Origin of the sequence: Oerskovia flava, from assembly GCF_026163685.1 — a bacterium.
In the GTDB taxonomy this organism is placed as follows: Bacteria; Actinomycetota; Actinomycetes; order Actinomycetales; family Cellulomonadaceae; genus Oerskovia_A; species Oerskovia_A flava.
Window position 1 is genome coordinate 172,762 of the sequence record NZ_JAOXSR010000009.1, and the last position, 17,927, is coordinate 190,688.

Genomic DNA, 17,927 nt, shown 5'->3' on the forward strand with positions numbered 1-17,927 from the left:
GAGGCCGAGCAGCCCATCTCGACCAGGGGGTGCCGCGGTCGGATACCGTTGTCGTCATGCGCCTGCACGTCGCCGACCACCCGCTGGTCGCCCACAAGCTCACCGTCCTGCGAGACAAGAACACCGCGTCCCCGACCTTCCGCCTGCTGGTGGACGAGCTCGTGACGCTCCTCGCGTACGAGGCGACCCGGGACGTGCGGGTCGAGCCGCACGAGATCGAGACGCCCGTGACGACGACCGTTGGGGTCCGCATCGCCGACCCGCGGCCGCTCGTGGTGCCGATCCTGCGCGCCGGGCTCGGCATGCTCGAGGGCATGACGCGGCTGCTGCCGACCGCCGAGGTCGGGTTCCTCGGGATGCAGCGCGACGAGGAGACGCTCGAGGCGATCACCTACGCGAACCGCCTGCCCGACGACCTGTCCGGGCGGCACGTCTTCCTCCTCGACCCCATGCTCGCGACCGGCGGCACGCTCGTCGCCGCGATCGACTACGTCTTCGAGCGTGGGGCGCGGGACGTCACGGCCGTCTGCCTGCTCGCCGCCCCCGAGGGCCTCGAGGTGCTGCAGACCGCCGTCGGTGACCGGGTGGACGTGCACGTCGTCGTCGCGGCCGTCGACGAGCGCCTTAACGAGAAGGCGTACATCGTGCCCGGGCTCGGTGACGCCGGCGACCGCCTGTACGGCGTCGTCTGACCGTTCCACTGGGCGGACCTCATTCTTCTCACCTCGTGAGATTTCCCGGAGAGCTCTTGGAGCGACGCGGACCCGCTGTCATGCTCGGTCCGTGAGCACCCCGCAGCCCCACCACGCCGCCCTCGGCGCGCGTCGTGCTGCGATGCCTCGCGTCTGTTGTCAGGCCTGACGACCACCAGGCCCTGAACAACCCCTGCCGTACCGGTGCCCCGCGCACCCGTGGCAGCCGACGCACCCGGAGCTCCGCATGACCACGACCCTCCCCGCACGCCCGACGCCCGCACACCCGGCTGCCCACACGGCCGCCCCGCCGACACGGCCGGGGGCGCGGAACCACCCCGGCTTCGTGCTCTACGTGGGCGTCGACGCCGCCCCCGGCGAGAACCCGCGACCGCAGCTCGTCGAGCTCGCCGAAGCCCTCGGTGAGCTCGCCCGCGACACGCTGCCGGGCGCCGAGACCTACACCGCGCTGGCGCTCGGGGAGCCGACGCCGGGCGTCACGTCGAGCGACCCCGACCTGCCCGCGTCCGCCGTCCGCGACATCGCCGCGTTCCGCGCACAGCTCGCCGCCCTCTCCCCCGTGCCCCGCGTCCTCGTGGACTCCACACGCCGCACGGTGAGCGTCGACGGACGCCCCCAGCACCTCACCCAGCGAGAGCTCGACCTGCTCGCCTACCTCGCCCGGTCCTCCGACCACGTCGTGACCAGAGCCGAGCTCCTCGCGACCGTCTGGCAGGGGCACGCCGTCTCCGCACAGAGCCGCACCGTCGACGTCCACGTCCGCCGGCTGCGCGAGAAGCTCGGCCTCGAGCACGCCATCACGACCGTACGCGGCGTGGGCTACCGGTTCGACCCGCACGCGTCCGTCGTCCTCACCAGCGCCGACGACGCGGCCTGACGAGGCTCCTCCGTCGTCTACGGCCGGCAGCGCGAGACGCGCTCCCAGAAGAGCGGGCCCAACCCGGAGGTGGGGCGGACACCGATGTTCCCGTTGCGGGCGTCGTAGTTCGCGCCGTTGTAGGACACCGACTCCGAGTGGTCGTACCAGACGGTTCCCCGCCACGGTGCGAGGCACTGCGGTGCCTCGTCGAACGGCTCGACCGCGAGCACGGTGCGCCACCCTGCGGCCGTGACGGTATAGGTCGCTCCCGAGCCTGGCGCCTCGCCCACGAGCACCGTCGTGGTCGCCTCGGCGTCGACCCTGGCGTCACCCGCACCGGTGACGGAGAACGTCAGCGGGACGTTGGACGCGCTGTTGTCGAGGACGACGCGTACCTCGACGAACGACTCGTCCCGGGCCGCGTCGAAGTACGGCGCACCCAGCTGCAGGGTGGCGGTGGGGTTCCGCACGGTCGAGTCCGCGCCCTGGTAGCGCTGCGTCGAGGTGTGCCGATGGGTCGAGCCGTCGGCAAAGCGAGACTGCTCGAAGACGACCGTCCCGGCGGGCAGCTCGAGGGCGGACGTCTCGATCCGGAACTCCGCGGTCGCGCCCGCCCCGACGGTGCGCTCACCCGCCGAGCCGAAGCTCCCGCTCGACATCGAGACCGTCATCGACTCGGCCGTGCTGTTCGTGAACGTCCCGACGATCACGCCGCCGCCGAACGTCGTCTCGACCGAGACCGGCGCCCGCTCGACCCAGGTCGGGACGTAGCAGCTCTCGCCGGGGATGTCGTACCGGGCGAGCTCAGAGCCGTCCGCGCGGACGATGATCGTCTCGTCCCGCCATCCGACCGTGAACGCCACCTCTGCCTGCGTGCCCGCCCGCACCGTTCGCGAGAGATCCTCGCGGCCGTCGACCGCGAACTCGACGGGCAGGGTCGAACGGGTGTTGTCGAAGGTGACGATCACCGCCGTCTCGGACTGCCGCGTCTCGGTGTCGAAGGTGCAACGGCCGATGTCCGGCTCAGCCACGGCCGGGGCGATGCGCGCCTCGCGCACGTCGACCGCCAGCGAGTGCCGGTACTCGGCGCGGTCACCGTCGGTGTCCTCGTGCTGGATCGTCTGCGCGAACGTCACGGCCCCGCCAGGGAGGGTCGTCGCGCCGGTGTCGATGATCAGCGTGGCCTTCTCGCCCCTGTCGAGCGTGATGGCGTCCGTGGCCTCCGCGCTGCGCGTCGCAGACGGCTGGGGAGCCCGCATCTGCACCTGCACCGGGTGGGCGGTGGTGTTCTCGACGACCCCGATCAGACGGATCTGGCCGTCAATGTTCTCGGTCGAGACGTCGGCGCCCTGGATCCACGCAGGCTCGTAGCAGTCCAGCGCGCCGTGCCGGCCCGCCGGCACCGTGTGCGTGAAGTCGGTGCCCGCGATGGTCGTCGTCAGGGTGTAGGTGCCGAACCCTGCAGGCACGCGCACGCCGCCGGGAACCTGCAGCGCCGCGGTCTCGCCCGCGGCGAGCGACCCAGAGCTCGACGACGACCCGGCGGCTTCGAGCTCCACGTCGACCGTGCGGTAGCGGGTCGTGTTCGTGTAGCTGCCGCTGACGACTGCCTGGTTGCCGAGGCGGGAGCTCTCATCGCTCGGTAGGCACTGCGCGGCCAGCGCGCGCCCGACCCCGGCCGCGGCGCCCTCCCAGGGCTCCCGGACCGTGAGGCTCGGAGTCTGCGTGACGGAGTGCCGAGTGCCGTTCTCGGTCGCCTCGACCGTGGCCGTGAAGGTCGTGTGCGTCGCGCTGCCGGACCCGTCGGCCAGGAGCTGCACGTCGAGGACGACGGAAGGCCCGGAGTGCTGCGACGTGTCCGGCGCGGCCAGACGGTCCCCGCTGCCGTCGGTGGCGCAGGTCACCGCGCCGCCGCCTGTCGAGCACACCCACCCGTTCGTCGTGGCCGACGCCGAGACGCCGGCCGGCAGATCGGCGAGCGTGAAGGTCGTGCCGGTGACGTCGCGGTCGCCGGTGTTCGCGGCCTCGAGACGTACCGCGGCGATGCCCGGGTTGGCCAGTTGACGGACCGTGGGTGACGTCAGCGTCACCTCAGGGCCGAAGTGCTTGGCCGGAGCGGGCTTGAACGACTTGCGGACCGGCTCGATGCCCTTCGCGCGGATGCTGCCCGCGAAGCCGTACTCGCCGCCACGGTTCGCGACGACGCCGACGAACAGCGCGCGCGACTCGCGGGGACCCAGAGTGCCGACGGCGCACGAGACCGTGCTCGTGCCGTCTCCCACGCGTGTCTGAGCGCCGCAGCGCAGCTGCGTGGGAGTGATGACCGCACTGACCGAGGCACCGCTCGTTCCGCCTGACCTGTCGAGCGTCACGTGCTGCGGCAGCACCAGGTCGACGACGACGTCGTTCGCCGTGCTGCCCCCGGTGTTGGACGCGGTGATGGGCAGCGCACCCGGTGTGCGGGCGGTGAGCTGCACGTCACCCATGGCGATATCGAGAACAGGGTCCGAGGGAGCCGTCGGGTCGGTAGGTGTCGGGTCAGGGGGCATCGGGTCGGTCGGCGCAGGATCGGTGGGATCCGGGTCAGCGGCATCCCCGGGACTCTCCGTACCGGCTACGGGAGTGGTGTCGCCGGCTGAGGTGCCGCCCGGCGTCGTGCCCTCGCCGTACGCGGGTGGGATGTTCGTCGGTGACTCCGGATCGTTCGCCGGGTCGGTGGTGGCGGGCTCGTCCTGCGCGTCGTCGACGGCCTCGTCCGACTCGGGGTCGGTCGACGGGTCGGTGGCCGGGTCTGTCGACGGGTCGGCCGGCTCGGCCGAGCCCGGCGAGGTCGGGGGCGGCGGGGCCGCGTCGACCACCTCGTCGGAGGGCGAGAAGGCGCCCATGCCCGCGGCGACGCCGAGGCCGGCGACCGCCAGGACACCGAGCGAGATGGCGGCGACGGCGAGCGGGGACGAGGCGATGAGGGCACCGAGGCCGGTCGCGGTCGCCGCCGCGGCGACGCCTGAGGCACCGGTCCCTGCGGCAGCACCGACCGCTGCACCACCGGCTGCGACCGTCCCGCCGACCGCACCGGTCCCACCGGCGACACCCCCTGCCCCGGCGGCACCACCTGAGGCACCGCCGCCAGCAGCCCCGCCGCTCGCACCTCCACCGGACGAGGCCCCACCTGCTCCGCCGGACGAACCGCCCGTGCCGCTGCCTGCGGCACTGTCCGCACCGGCGAGCCCGCCCGCGACGGGGAGGGCGGTCCCGACGAGGCCGAGGCCCCCGATCCCGAGGACGAGCGGAGCGATGACCGACCGCATCCCGCTGGAGACGTCGCTGAGCTCGAGCACGAGCCCGCGGCACTCGCCGCAGTCGGCGAGGTGGCCCTCGACGCGCGTCGTCTCCCGCTTGGACAGGCCACCGCGGACGAACGAGCCCAGCAGGGCGTTGACCTGGCGGCACTCCTCGGCAGGCGTCCCGGCGAGGTGCTGCTGGAGGTACGCCTGCCGCAGGCCTTCGCGCGCGCGGTAGGCGAGCGCCGCGACGCCGTTGGCCGTCAGCCCGAGGATCGGGGCGATCTCGGCAGGGCTGAGCCCCTCGACCTCGGTGTACCAGAGGGCGGCACGCCACCGCTCGGGCAGCGTCTCGTAGGCCTTGGCGACCACCGAGCGCTCGAAGTCAGCGAGAGCGGGGTCCTCGGTCGAGGCCATCGGCCCCGTCGCGGACTCGAAGACGGAGTCGTCGTCCGTGGGCCGAGTGCGGCGCACTCCGTGCTGGAGGTCGTACGACAACCGGCGCACCACGGTGAACAGGTAGGCGCGGAAGGAGACGTCCGGCCCGCCGCTGCCCTGCAGGACGGCGTAGACCTTGGTGAACGCGTCGGCGACGACGTCGTCGGCGTCCGCGGCGGAGTCCACGTACTGCCGGGCGACCATGGTCGCAGCGCCGGCGTGGCGTTCGTAGAGCACACCAAAAGCCTCGGCGCCGCCCCCTCGCGCCGCGGTGATGAGCTCGGCATCGCTCGATGCCTCGTCCCACACCTGGGTGTGTGCTTGCGTCATGCAAACCGCCCTGACATCGCGCGCTCGGAGGCTAGAGATCGCCAGCATAGCCTGCCGCCGCCGTCAGACCCAGGGTCTAGACCGCGCTCGGGAGCACGCACCGGGCGGATTCACCCTGCAGAACGGCGTCATGATCGCGGAGGTCGAGGGTCTCATCGGCATGGAGGTTCATCCGGGCTGCCTCACGCCCTCACCCGACTCGCTCCGCGAGCGGTGGAGGAGCCTGAGCATCGAGTCCGTCTGGCTGCGGCCGGGCGACTGGTACCACCCTGCCGTGGACGCCCTCGTCGAGGCGTTGGCCGACGGCCGCAGCCCCGAGCCCGCGGCCGAGCGGCTCGGCTCCGCGCGCGGCGAGGCGGGCGTCAGCGTCGGGGAGACCATCGACGACGTCGCGTGCCTGTACCGCTCGACCGGCGCGGACCCGGCGCTGGCCGTCCTGCGGGCCGTCACGACGGGGTGGGTCCTCGGCAACGAGACGGCCCCGATCATCGCGTCCGTGGACGACCCCGAGACGGGCCTGGCCACGATCCCCTATCTGGTGCGACGCCTGCGAGAGACCTACGGCGCAGCAGTTCGCAGCGGCCGGAGCCCTGCGAGGAGCCACGCCCTCGTGGTGGTCGACGTCGCGGTCGAGCACCTCACGTCGTGGCAGCGGGCCGCGCGGTCCGCCGTGATGGGCGAGACGCTCACGCAGACCTTCGGCGAGGGGCACCCGATGTCCGCTCTCGGGAACGGGTCGTTCGCGATCCTCTGCGAGCGCACCGACGAGCTCGACAAGGTGATCGCGGAGCTGAGGGCACGCACCGAGCGCAACGCGCGCGCCCTGGGGGTCACCACCGTGCTGCGTCGGCCGCCGCGCATCTGGGTCGAGCCGCTGCCCCGCACCCACGACGGTGCGCTGGCCCTGATCTCACACCTGAGCCGTTGACCGGAGCCGTTCGCACGACGTCGGCGACGCCCGGCGACGATCTGGAGTAGGGCCACGAGCCCTGCCGCGCTGGGGGCGGCAGGGCTCGTGGGAGGTCGACCGGCGGCTCAGCGAGCCGCGCGGAACGCGTGGATCAGCGCGGGGCGTAGGTCAGGCAGTCGGGGTGCGCCTCGCTGCTCGGTCCGGCGCCGACGCGGATCGAGTCCGCGTGGCACTCGAGCGACTCGTTGTGCCGGCACTCCCCGCGCTGGCAGGCGCCGACGTGGGCGATGACCTTGTCGAGCCCACCCTTGGTGGACAGGGGGATGAACGTGGCGCACTCGGCGTCACCGCCGTGGGCGGCGATGGTCACGGCACCGGCGTGACACCCGTGGTCGTGGTTGTACCCGCACCCGTCGATCGAGCACTCGGCAACCTCTGGCATGTCCAGGACAGAGCTCATCGGGATTCTCCTCGGTGACGGTGATGATTGTTCAATTGTCAGCCACGCTATTCCTGTTCGCCACCGCTGTATAGCAAGGAAGGGCTTGCCTACATTCTTCGCGGTTCGCATTCTTTACGTCACGCATTCGTTTCTTTATTGCGCCCGACGGGGAGGGCGCGGCACGACCGGCACGGCGGGGTCGGCACCGCGAGCATCGCCTCGGGGCGCGTTGTACCGTCGAAGAGACATGGACATCGGAACCCCTCTTGCCACCGGCCGCGCCTCTGACGTCTACCTCGTCGGGCACGAGCAGGTGCTGCGTCGATCTCGGACGGGCGCGGACGTCACGCGCGAGGCGCACGTCATGCGGTACGTGCGCGCGGCCGGATTCCCCGCACCACGGGTGGACGCCGCGGAGGGCGGGGACCTGACGATGGAGCTCCTGCGGGGGCCGACGCTGCTGCAGTCGCTCGCCGCGGGCGAGACCAGCCTGGTCGACGGCGCGCAGGTTCTCGTCGACCTGCTGCGCGCCTTGCACGCCCTGCCGCTCCCCCCGGACGACGACCCCGCGACCGCCGCCCTCGGCGCGCCGTTCGCCGGCACGGACTCGGGCGAGCACCGGATCCTGCACCTGGACCTGCACCCGGCGAACGTCGTGCTCACGGTCGACGGGCCGGCGCTGCTCGACTGGGCGAGCGCCCGACCGGGCCCGCCTGCCCTCGACACCGCGACGACGGCGCTGATCGTCGCGGAGGTCGCCGTGGACGACAACCCCTACGCCTCCGGGGCGAAGGTGCTCCTGGACGCGTTGCTCGCCACGACGGACGAGGACGTGCGCCCCTACCTGGACGACGCCCTCGCGGTGCGCCGGGCAGACCCCGGGCTCGTCCCGGAGGAGGTCTCGTTGCTGCCCGCGGCGCGGGCGTTCGTCGAGCGCGAGTGCGTCCAGCGGCTCGGCTGAGCCCCGTCCGAGCCTCAGCCCCGACCGGACGGGCGCCACAGGACGAGGGCGCCGGCCGTCGTCGTGCGCTCGTCGCGCCGCACCCGCCGGCCGCGGGGGACGACGACGACGTCGCCGCTCGCCCCCGCCGCGAACACCCGGCCACCCTCGACCCGGGAGGCGAGGGTCTCCAGCCGTCGCTCGAGGCGCTCGACCTTCTCCTCGAGCGCGAGGATCCGCTTGATGCCCGCGAGGTTCACGCCCTCCTCCTGCGCGAGGCGCTGGATCTCGAGGAGCTTGACGACGTCGCGGTTCGAGTAGCGGCGCCCCCGCCCGACGGTGCGTCGTGGGACGACCAGGCCGAGCCGGTCGTACTGGCGCAGGGTCTGCGGGTGCATCCCGGCGAGCGCCGCCGCCTGGGAGATGACCAGGTGGGGGACGTCGTCGTGCGCCATGCTCGCCTCCGGCTCTGCTCGTGCGTGCTCGGGTCTACTCCGCGGCCTGTCGCAGGAGGTCCCCGCGGACGTCGGTGCCGTCGGTCTCGGCGGCGAACGTCTCGACGGCCTCCCGCGCGGCCTTGGACAGCTTCTGCGGGACGGCGACCTGGACCGTGACGAGCAGGTCCCCCGTGCCCTTCGCCGCGGGCACGCCGCGGCCCTTGACCCGCAGCGTGCGGCCGGACGGCGTCCCGGCGGGGACCTTGAGCCGGACGGTGGCGCCGTCGAGGGTGGGGACCTCGATCGTGCCGCCGAGCGCGGCCTCGGCGAACGTCACGGGGGCGACCATGCGCAGGTTCGTGCCGTCGATCGTGAACACCGGGTGCGGCGTCACGTGGACGGTGACGACGAGGTCGCCGGGCGGTCCGCCCGCCGTGCCGGGCCGGCCCTTGCCGCGCAGGCGGATCTTCTGCCCGTCGCGCACACCGGGCGGGATGCGGGTCGTGACGTTGCGACCTTCGACACCGAGCGTGACGGTCGAGCCGGTCACGGCCTGGCGGAACGGCAACGTCGTGCCGGCGTGGATGTCGGCGCCGGCCTGGGGTCGGGGCCCGCCCTGACGGGCGCCGAAGCCCGCGGGGCCCCCGCCGCCGCCGAACATGCCGGCGAGGATGTCCTCGAAGCCGGCCGCCCCGCCCGGGCCGCCCGCGCCGCCGCTGGAGTAGCGCACGCGCGAGCCACCGGTACCGCCGGCGCCACCGAACATGCCGCCGAACACGTCCTCGAACCCGCCGGCACCGCCGCCGGGTCCCCCTGCGGAGAAGCGGGCGCCGCCGCCGGCCATCGCGCGGATCGCGTCGTACTGCTGGCGCTGCTCGGAGTCGGACAGCACGGCGTACGCCTCGCCGATCTCCTTGAAGCGCGACTCGGCCTTCTCGTCCCCGGGGTTCTGGTCCGGGTGCCAGGTACGCGCGAGCTTGCGGTACGCCTTCTTGATCGCGGCGTCGTCGGCGTCCTTGGGGACGCCGAGTGCGGCGTAGAAGTCCTTCTCGATCCAGTCCTGTCCGGTCACAGCGCCTCCCTCCGTGCGGTCGTCGTCAGTGCTCTGTCCTCGTTCGTGGTCTGTCCTCGTTCGTGCTGTGGTGCCCGACGCCGGAGCGAGCGTCCCGTACGAGGGCTCGCCCCGGCGTCGGGCACCGTAGTGGCTTCGGAGACTACTCGGGGCCGACGACAGCGACGCGCGCGGCGCGCACGACCTTGTCGCCGATCCGGTAGCCCGGCTCGATCACCATGGTGACGGTCGACGCCGTGGCGTCCGCGTCGGTGGAGTGCATGAGCGCCTCGTGCACGGCGGGGTCGAACTCCTCCCCCACCTGCCCGTAGCGCTCGACGCCGAACTTCGCGAGCGTCACGTCGAGCTTCTCCGCGATGGCCACGAACGGCCCGGAGAGCTCGTCGTGCTGCCGGGCGCGGTCGACGTCGTCGAGCACCGGCAGCAGCGCCGCCAGCACGTCCTCGACGCCCCGGACCCGCGCGGCCTCCTGGTCGCGCACCGCCCGGTTGCGGTAGTTCGTGAAGCTCGCCCGCTCACGCTGCAGGGCGTCGAGGTGCTCGGCCGCCTGGGCCTGCGCCTCGATCAGCGCCGCGTCGTCACCGGCCTCGCCGGACGGCTCGAAGTCGAGCCCGGCCAGCGGGTCGCCCTCGGCAGGCTCACCTGCGGGCTGCTCGGCGTCCTCCGCGCCGGCCGCGCTCTCGCGTGGCCGGGCGGTCTCGGGGTCCACCTTGCGCTTGTCCGTGAACTGGAAGGGCTTGTCCTCGGAGCCGTTCTCCGTGGGGCCCTGCGGGTCCTCGGCCGTCACTTCTTGTCACCCTCGTCGTCGACGATCTCGGCGTCCACGACGTCCTCGTCGGACGGTGCGTCCGCCGGGGCGTCCTGGGGCGCAGCGCCGTCGGCGCCGGCCGCCTGCTCCTGCTCGGCGGAGGCGTAGAGCGCCTCGCCGATCTTCTGGCTCGAGGCGACGAGCTTCTCGTGGGCCGTCTTGACGGCCTCCGCGTCGTCGCCCTCGAGGGCGGTCTTCACGGCGGCGATGTCGGCCTGGATCTCCGTGGCGACCTCGGCGGGCAGCTTCTCGGAGTTCTCCGTGACCAGCTTCTCGGTCGAGTAGACGAACGCCTCGGCCTGGTTGCGGGTCTCGGCGTCCTCGCGACGCTTCTTGTCCTCGGCCGCGTGCTCCTCGGCCTCCTTGACCATGCGGTCGATGTCCTCCTTGGGGAGGGCGGAGCCACCGGTGATGGTCATCTTCTGCTCCTTGCCGGTGCCGCGGTCCTTGGCGCCGACGTGCACGATGCCGTTCGCGTCGATGTCGAAGGTGACCTCGATCTGCGGGACGCCGCGCGGTGCGGGAGCGATGCCGGTGAGCTCGAACGTGCCGAGCGGCTTGTTGTCGCGCGCGAACTCGCGCTCACCCTGGAACACCTGGATGAGGACGGACGGCTGGTTGTCCTCGGCCGTCGAGAAGATCTCGCTGCGCTTGGTCGGGATGGCCGTGTTGCGCTCGATGAGCTTGGTCATCACCCCACCCTTGGTCTCGATGCCGAGGGACAGCGGGGTCACGTCGATGAGCAGGACGTCCTTGCGGTCACCCTTGATGACACCGGCCTGCAGCGCGGCGCCGACGGCGACGACCTCGTCCGGGTTGACGCCCTTGTTGGGCTCCTTGCCACCGGTGAGCTCCTTGACGACCTCGGTCACGGCGGGCATACGGGTCGAGCCACCGACGAGGACGACGTGGTCGATCTCGGAGACGGAGACGCCCGCGTCGGAGATGACCTTGTGGAACGGCGCCTTGGTGCGGTCGATGAGGTCCTGCGTCATCTGCTGGAACTGAGCGCGCGTGAGCTTCTCGTCCAGGTGGATGGGGCCGTTCTCGCTCATCGAGAGGTACTGCATGGAGATGTTGGTGCTCGTCGCGGACGACAGCTCCTTCTTCGCCTGCTCCGCGGCCTCCCGCAGACGCTGCAGCGCGATCTTGTCCTTCGACAGGTCGACACCGCTGGAGTTCTTCACCTGCTTGATGAGGTGCTCGACGATGCGCTGGTCCCAGTCGTCACCACCGAGACGGTTGTCACCGGAGGTCGCGCGGACCTGGATCGTGGAGAAGTCGTCCTCGTCCTTGCCCACCTCGAGCAGGGAGACGTCGAACGTGCCGCCACCGAGGTCGAAGACGAGGATGAGCTCGTCCTCCTTGCCCTTCTCCAGCCCGTAGGCGAGGGCGGCCGCGGTGGGCTCGTTGACGATGCGCAGGACGTTGAGGCCGGCGATCTGCCCGGCGTCCTTGGTGGCCTGGCGCTCGGCGTCGTTGAAGTACGCCGGGACCGTGACGACCGCGTCCGTGACGGGCTCGCCCAGGTACTCCTCGGCGTCGCGCTTGAGCTTGCCGAGCACACGCGCCGAGATCTCCTGCGCGCTGTACTTCTTGTCGTCGATCTCCACGTCCCAGTCGGTGCCCATGTGGCGCTTGACCGAGGAGATGGTGCGGTCGACGTTCGTGACCGCCTGACGCTTGGCGATCTCGCCGACGAGGACCTCGCCGGTCTTCGAGAACGCGACGACCGACGGGGTCGTGCGAGCGCCCTCGGCGTTCGCGATGACGGTGGGCTCTCCACCCTCGAGGACGGCGACCACCGAGTTGGTGGTGCCCAGGTCGATTCCGACCGCTCGTGCCATGTTCGTTCCTCCGTGTTGCTGACGTCGTGGAGGGCTGAACTGCCCCCACGGGTGTGGTCTGGAGGACTCGTCCCGTGCCCGACGGCGATGACGCCCGGGCGACCAGGTTGAGTCGTCTTCACTCAAGTTATGCCGAGTGCCCGCGTCATGCAAGCCCGCAGCCGTGAACTTGAGTCCACTAGGCTCAACTTTGAGTCGCGTGTGCCTATTCCCGCGTGTGCGCCGTCGCGGTTGCCGGCCACCGGGCCGCCGTGGACACCTGGCGGTCGGCGCCGGGCGCCGAGACGAGGGCGACCCGTGCCGAGCTGTGCGTCTTGCTCCGGGCATCGCTCGCGGCCGCCCCGTCAGCGCTGGAGACCAGGCTTCCCTGACAGGGGCGCCCGCCCTCGACGGAACGTAGACGGGCGGGCCGGCAGCGGCCGCGTACGATTCGTGGGGCACGCGGGACCGCGACAGCCTCCCCTCTGCAGGACGGACGCCGTATGAGCGCGCACACGATCACGTCGGTGGACCACCCCGACGACACGGCTCCTGAGCCGCACGGCATCGACCCCGCCGACTTCGCGACGTTCCTGCGCGTCATGGACCAGGTCGCGGTGCTGCCGCAGACGCACGAGCAGCACACCGCCGCCCGCCGCGCGTCGTCCAACCTGTTCAAGGCCGCCAAGAAGCACCGGCGCACCGAACGGCGTAGGGTCCAGAACGCAGCCGACACGGCCGTCGTCGCCGCGACCGCTACCGGCAGCCCGGGACGGATCGACGACGAGACGAACGGGATCCCGCTGACATCGGCGACGACCGGTGCCGTCGCCGGCACCCTGCGGCGCGCACGGCCCTGCTACGTCTGCAAGCAGGACTACACGATCGTCGATGCCTTCTACCACCAGCTCTGTCCGGCCTGTGCCGCGATCCACCACGCCAAGCGGGGCGCGCGCACCGACCTGACCGGCCGGCGGGCTCTGCTGACGGGCGGACGCGCCAAGATCGGCATGTACATCGCACTGCGGCTGCTGCGCGACGGCGCCGACCTGACGATCACGACGCGGTTCCCCCGCGACGCCGTCCGGCGGTTCAGCGCCATGGAGGACGCCGGCGACTGGCTCCACCGGTTGCACGTCGTCGGGATCGACCTGCGCGACCCGGCGCAGGTGGTGGCGCTGGCAGACCACGTCGCCTCACAGGGACCGCTGGACGTCCTCATCAACAATGCCGCCCAGACCGTGCGCCGGTCGCCCGGGGCGTACACGCGGATCGCCGAGGCGGAGCAGGCACCCCTGGCGGCCGAGGCCGAGCGCCTGATCACGACCTTCGGCCACACGAGCGACGCGCACCCCCGAGCCCTCGCCGGCTCGGTGACTGAGCTGTCGAGCCCCGAGCTGGCCATCGAGCGCGCTGCCCGCACCGCCGCTGACGAGCTCGTCGCACAGTCGCTGACCGCGGAGGCCGCGAGCCTCGAGCGGCTTGTGGCGGGCACCTCGATCGACGCCGGCGGGCTGATCCCCGACACGACCGCGACGAACAGCTGGGTCGCGACGGTCGACCAGGTCGACCCGATGGAGCTGCTCGAGGTCCAGCTGTGCAACCAGACCGCGCCCTTCATCCTGATCAGCCGGCTACGGGACGCCCTCGCCGCGTCGCCGGCTCGACGGACGTACATCGTGAACGTCTCCGCGATGGAGGGGGTGTTCTCCCGCGGCTACAAGGGCCCCGGTCATCCGCACACGAACATGAGCAAGGCGGCGCTCAACATGCTGACGCGCACCAGCGCGTCCGAGATGCTCGCCGACGGGATCCTGATGACGGCTGCGGACACCGGGTGGATCACGGACGAGCGACCCCATGCCACAAAGGTGCGGCTCGCTCAGGAGGGATTCCATGCACCGCTCGACCTGGTGGACGGCGCCGCGCGAGTCTACGACCCGATCGTCCGGGGCGAGGCGGGCGAGGATCTCTACGGGTGCTTCCTCAAGGACTACGCGCCCTCGCCATGGTGAGAGCGCGTAGTCAGCGGACCATACGAACTCTCGCTCACACCAGCTCGACGCTGTCGGCCTGCGGCCCCCGGTCGCTCTGACGCACCTTGTACCGGACACGGTCGCCCTGCTCCAGCGACTCGGCACCTCGCACGACCGACACGTGGACGAACAGGTCCTCGCCCCCGGCGTCAGGGGTGATGAAGCCGAAACCTCGCTCCGCGTCGTAGCGCGCGACGGTGCCCTCACCTCCGCGCACCGGCCCGCCGGATGCCGCGGGACGGTTCGATCGACCCCGGTCCGTGGCCGGGCGCGCACTCCCGGAGCCGCGCACGAGCTGCACGTTGCGGGCGTTCGGCCCCTTGTCGCCGTCGACGACGTCATACGTCACGCGCGCGCCCTCGGAGAGCTCGGTCAACCCGGAGCCGAGCGCCTTGACGTGGACGAAGACGTCCGCGCCACCTGCGTCGGGAGCGATGAACCCGAAGCCCTTGGCGTCCTCATACCAGGACACCGTGCCGTCCGCGCCGTCCGACGCCGGCCGTGCAGCCTCCGCCGCGAGCGGTAGCAGGTGGTCCGCCTGCGGCCCCTTCTCCCCGTCGACGACGAGGAACGCCACCCGCTGCCCCTGCGAGATCACACCGCCCCCAACGATGGCCGAGCTGTGCACGAAGGTCTCGCCGCGACCGTCGTCGGGCGTGACGAAGCCGTATCCCTTCGCCGGCTCGTACCAGGTGACGGTGCCGAGCACGCCCACGGGCGCGTCGGCGGCGCGCTCGCCCGTGACGCGGACACGGCGCGCCTGCGGGCCACGGCTCCCCTCGCCCACCTCGAACTCGACGGCCTGACCCTCGCGGAGCTGCTTCGGACCGTCGTCGCCGACGATCTCGGACGCGTGCACGAACAGGTCCTCGGCCTCGTTCCCGAGGTCGATGAAACCGAACCCTCGGTCGGCGTCGAACCATCGGACAGTTCCTTGAGGCACTGAGAACTCCTAGTCTCTTCCAACATTGCTGTCACCCATTGTCGCCGACCGGAGCGCAGACACGTGGGTCCAGCCGTTTCCGGCGTCGTTCGCGCACGCTCGACGTCGACGGAGCTGATCAGGAACTACCGCTCGTGCACGGCACAGGGAGACACTCGACCCATGAGCACAAGCGCCGCCCACGCTGCCGCGTTCTACCGTGAGGCCGTCGCTTCGGGGACGGTCTGGACCGTCCGTGACGACGGCGGCATCCCCGCGCCGGCGGACTCCTCGGGGCAGCGCGCCATGCCCTTCTGGTCCGCGAAGAGCCGCGCTGAACGGGTGATCGCGCAGGTGCCGGCTTACGTCGGCTTCGCGGTCCAGGAGATCCCGCTCGACGAGTTCCTCCAGCGCTGGCTTCCAGGTCTCACCGCTGACAGCCTGCTCGTGGGTCTCAACTGGTCGGGCGAGCGCGCCACGGGGTACGACACGCAACCACGTGCCGTCGCGGCGAGCCTCAGGAGCGCCTCACGAGGACATCGCTGAGGAACTCCCCTCAGGAAGACCGTGGCGCTGCCGGTGGCAACCACGCGCGGACGTCGGCTGCACGCAGTCTGCGAAGATGCGAACGTGCTGATGCTTCGTGGCCAGGCCACGCGATGGGTCACGTACGACTCGCTGTCCGGGCTGGTCCAGTTCGACATCGTCGACGCTGACGGTCGCCGCCATCAGCTTCAGGGAAGGTCGGCCGTGGTCGCCACCGCCAGGAGGCTTCACCCCCGCACGCAGTACCCGGTCGACCTTCAGATCGCGTGTCTTCCGCGTCGCCAGGAGTATCGCGCGGGCGAGGAGCGTGTGGTCAACGTCGTCGACCTGACGCCCTGGGGCGTCGACGACGGAGCCGCGCTGTACCCGGCAGTTCGCCACGGTCGGACCAGATGGGTTCGATGCATGGCGCGAGACGCACCCTCTGGTGCGGCTCGGGGAGCGTGACCCGCTGCCCGACGATGTCCGGGACTCGATCGCCACCTGCGGGCTCGATCAGGACGACGCACGGCGCGCCGTCAACACCCTCATCGAGCACCGCTGGTCCCCGCCGACGGATTCGTCGACAGCCTCTGGATCGATGGCAACTGGGGCCGCCCCGGCCCCACCCTCGTGAACCGCTGGCGCACCACTGAGTGACCGTCGTTCACGGGGAGCGCCGCCTACTCGTCGGGAGATGCCAGCGGTGCTGCGTGCCCGTAGGCAGGTCGCCGCTTGCCGGCACGCTCGGCGAAGTCGTCGAGTGCACTGAGGATCTCCATGGCCGACCACACGACGCCCTTGCGGTGCACTCGCGTCTCGTTGACGATCCCGGCCTTGGTGAGCAGGTCCATGTGTCGGCGGACGTTGGTGGGGCCGATCCCGAGCTCGCCGTCCAGCATCTGCGCGTTGACGACGGGCTGACGGGTGAGGAGGTCCGCGACGTCGTAGGTGCGAGACCCTCGGCGCGCGTGGATCCGCTCGTCCCAGTCCGCGCGGATCGTGCGGACGTCCTGCACGAGCTTCCGCCCGTTGCCGACGGCGCGGGTGCTGGCACGGACGAACTGGTCGATGAGCGCCTCGGGATGCCCCTGGCGGTAGGCGTCGAGCGCCGCGTAGTAGTTCTCGACGTCAGCGAGGAGCCCTGCGGACAACGGCATCGTGACGTTCCGGGTCAGGCCCGAGCTGTGCATCATGGCCTGGACGAGGGCGCGCCCCGTGCGCCCGTTGCCGTCGGTGAAGGGGTGGATCGTCTCGAACTGGGCGTGCGCGATCGCGACGTGCACCAGCGGAGGGATGTCGTCGCGTGCGATGAACGCGACGAGATCGTCGATCGCTGACGGCACGCGTTCGTGGTGCGGGGGGACGAAGTCGGCCCCGGCGGGCGAATGGTCCGACCCTCCGATCCACACCTGCTCGGTGCGCCAGTGCCCCGTCTGCTCGGGATCGTCCTGCTCCATTAGGGCATGATGCATGCGCAGGATCGCGTCCTGGTCGGGCTCCTGGGACAGGGCGAGTGCTGCGCGCAACGCGCGGGTGTTGGCGACGATCGTCGGAGCGTTGGACCCGAACTTCGCAGCGCCGAGCTCGGCCATCGCGATCTGACGCGCGGACGCCGTCAGGCGCTCGATCTTGGACGAAGCAGCGGACTCACTGCGCAACAGCACCGTGGTGAACGGCGCGAGCTCACCGCCCAACTCAGCGTCGAACCGAGCGATCTCGCGGGATGCCTCGTCGGCCTCGGCCGCGAGGCCAGCAGGGAGCGTCACGGGGAGGTCGGCGATCACCGCGGGGATCGCGGCGGTGTAGGAGCGGGCAGTGGCCCGGCCCATGGTGCCCGCGCGCGCGTAGCGCCACTCGAGCTGCTCAGCCGCCAGCGCACGCCACTGCATCTGATCACCCACCACCCCTCGAGGTTATCAGTTATCGATTAACTGATAAGTGCAGCCCGGGGTGAGTTATCAGTTGTGGGTCAGTCCACGACGGCGGCGACGGCTTCGATCTCGACCAGCTGGTGGTCGTACCCCAGCACCGTGACGCCCAGAAGTGTGCTGGGGACGTCGTGCTCGCCGAACGCGTCCCGCACGACCTCCCACGCGGCGACGAGGTCCGCCTGCGCGGACGACGCGACGAGTACGCGTGTGCTGATGACGTCGCTGATGGTCGCGCCGGCGGCTGCCAGTGCGCGGGTCATCGTCTCGATGCAGGCGGCAGCCTGGCCCGCGTAGTCACCGACGGCGACGGTCTCGCCGTCCTCGTCGAGCGGGCAGGAACCCGCGAGGAAGATCAGTCGGGCGTCCTTCGGTGCGGTAGAGGCGTACGCGTACTCGGCGACGCCGGAGAGGGTGGAGGCGCGGATCAGCTGGACAGAGCTCGGCATCCGCCGAT

Annotated in this window: 15 protein-coding genes; 6 read left to right on the forward strand and 9 right to left on the reverse strand. The window is 71.5% G+C overall.

The window, feature by feature from the left end:
- The first annotated feature begins 56 nt into the window (after nucleotides 1-56).
- Nucleotides 57-692 (forward strand): uracil phosphoribosyltransferase, encoded by a 636-nt coding sequence (gene upp / locus OHL10_RS14925; RefSeq protein ID WP_265523017.1) that lies wholly within the window; start codon nucleotides 57-59, stop codon nucleotides 690-692.
- A 247-nt stretch (nucleotides 693-939) separates the two neighbouring features.
- Entirely contained in the window at nucleotides 940-1,590 is a 651-nt protein-coding gene (locus OHL10_RS18670; protein WP_322645571.1) for a winged helix-turn-helix domain-containing protein, read from the forward strand.
- A gap of 17 nt (nucleotides 1,591-1,607) precedes the next feature.
- Here OHL10_RS18670 and OHL10_RS14935 read toward each other — a convergent pair whose 3' ends face one another.
- The gene (locus OHL10_RS14935) at nucleotides 1,608-5,621 is read right to left on the reverse strand and encodes a sigma-70 family RNA polymerase sigma factor (protein WP_265523018.1); all 4,014 of its coding nucleotides are present in this window, start codon (nucleotides 5,619-5,621) and stop codon (nucleotides 1,608-1,610) included.
- Between the two features lie 130 nt (nucleotides 5,622-5,751).
- On the opposite strand from OHL10_RS14935, the gene OHL10_RS14940 reads away from it, so the two are divergent.
- Nucleotides 5,752-6,549 carry a hypothetical protein gene (locus tag OHL10_RS14940; protein ID WP_265523019.1) on the forward strand — a complete coding sequence of 266 codons (798 nt, stop codon included), beginning with the start codon at nucleotides 5,752-5,754 and terminating at the stop codon, nucleotides 6,547-6,549.
- A gap of 133 nt (nucleotides 6,550-6,682) precedes the next feature.
- Here the strand turns inward: OHL10_RS14940 and OHL10_RS14945 are convergent, their stop codons facing one another.
- Nucleotides 6,683-6,991: a DUF1540 domain-containing protein gene (locus tag OHL10_RS14945; RefSeq protein WP_265523020.1), complete on the reverse strand. Its 309-nt coding sequence runs from the start codon at nucleotides 6,989-6,991 to the stop codon at nucleotides 6,683-6,685.
- Between the two features lie 229 nt (nucleotides 6,992-7,220).
- Between OHL10_RS14945 and OHL10_RS14950 the strand changes: the two genes are divergently transcribed.
- A complete protein-coding gene (locus OHL10_RS14950) occupies nucleotides 7,221-7,934 on the forward strand; it encodes a phosphotransferase family protein (protein ID WP_265523021.1) in 714 nt (237 codons plus the stop codon).
- 14 nt (nucleotides 7,935-7,948) lie between these two features.
- On the opposite strand, the gene OHL10_RS14955 is transcribed toward OHL10_RS14950, so the two are convergent.
- The 4 genes from OHL10_RS14955 to dnaK all read right to left on the reverse strand — a co-directional run bounded on the left by OHL10_RS14955 (nucleotide 7,949) and on the right by dnaK (nucleotide 12,077).
- The gene (locus tag OHL10_RS14955) at nucleotides 7,949-8,368 is read right to left on the reverse strand and encodes a heat shock protein transcriptional repressor HspR (protein ID WP_265523022.1); all 420 of its coding nucleotides are present in this window, start codon (nucleotides 8,366-8,368) and stop codon (nucleotides 7,949-7,951) included.
- Between the two features lie 34 nt (nucleotides 8,369-8,402).
- Nucleotides 8,403-9,422, reverse strand: coding sequence for a DnaJ C-terminal domain-containing protein (locus OHL10_RS14960; RefSeq protein WP_265523023.1), 1,020 nt, complete (start codon nucleotides 9,420-9,422; stop codon nucleotides 8,403-8,405).
- 142 nt (nucleotides 9,423-9,564) lie between these two features.
- A complete protein-coding gene (gene grpE, locus OHL10_RS14965) occupies nucleotides 9,565-10,209 on the reverse strand; it encodes a nucleotide exchange factor GrpE (protein WP_265523024.1) in 645 nt (214 codons plus the stop codon).
- Nucleotides 10,206-12,077: a molecular chaperone DnaK gene (gene dnaK / locus OHL10_RS14970; RefSeq protein WP_265523025.1), complete on the reverse strand. Its 1,872-nt coding sequence runs from the start codon at nucleotides 12,075-12,077 to the stop codon at nucleotides 10,206-10,208. Before dnaK ends, grpE begins: the two co-directional genes overlap by 4 nt.
- 482 nt (nucleotides 12,078-12,559) lie before the next feature.
- Here dnaK and OHL10_RS14975 point away from each other — a divergent pair, with 482 nt between their 5' ends.
- Nucleotides 12,560-14,071, forward strand: coding sequence for an SDR family NAD(P)-dependent oxidoreductase (locus tag OHL10_RS14975; RefSeq protein WP_265523026.1), 1,512 nt, complete (start codon nucleotides 12,560-12,562; stop codon nucleotides 14,069-14,071).
- 34 nt (nucleotides 14,072-14,105) lie between these two features.
- On the opposite strand, the gene OHL10_RS18675 is transcribed toward OHL10_RS14975, so the two are convergent.
- Entirely contained in the window at nucleotides 14,106-15,035 is a 930-nt protein-coding gene (locus OHL10_RS18675) for a cold-shock protein (RefSeq protein WP_322645572.1), read from the reverse strand.
- Nucleotides 15,036-15,197: 162 nt separating this feature from the next.
- Here OHL10_RS18675 and OHL10_RS15000 point away from each other — a divergent pair, with 162 nt between their 5' ends.
- Nucleotides 15,198-15,560 (forward strand): DUF2750 domain-containing protein, encoded by a 363-nt coding sequence (locus OHL10_RS15000; RefSeq protein ID WP_265523027.1) that lies wholly within the window; start codon nucleotides 15,198-15,200, stop codon nucleotides 15,558-15,560.
- A 662-nt stretch (nucleotides 15,561-16,222) separates the two neighbouring features.
- On the opposite strand, the gene OHL10_RS15005 is transcribed toward OHL10_RS15000, so the two are convergent.
- On the reverse strand, nucleotides 16,223-17,446 hold the full coding sequence (locus OHL10_RS15005) for a Fic family protein (RefSeq protein ID WP_265523028.1): 1,224 nt from the start codon (nucleotides 17,444-17,446) through the stop codon (nucleotides 16,223-16,225).
- A 65-nt stretch (nucleotides 17,447-17,511) separates the two neighbouring features.
- Nucleotides 17,512-17,919 carry a RidA family protein gene (locus OHL10_RS15010; RefSeq protein ID WP_265523029.1) on the reverse strand — a complete coding sequence of 136 codons (408 nt, stop codon included), beginning with the start codon at nucleotides 17,917-17,919 and terminating at the stop codon, nucleotides 17,512-17,514.
- Between the last annotated feature and the right edge of the window lie 8 nt (nucleotides 17,920-17,927).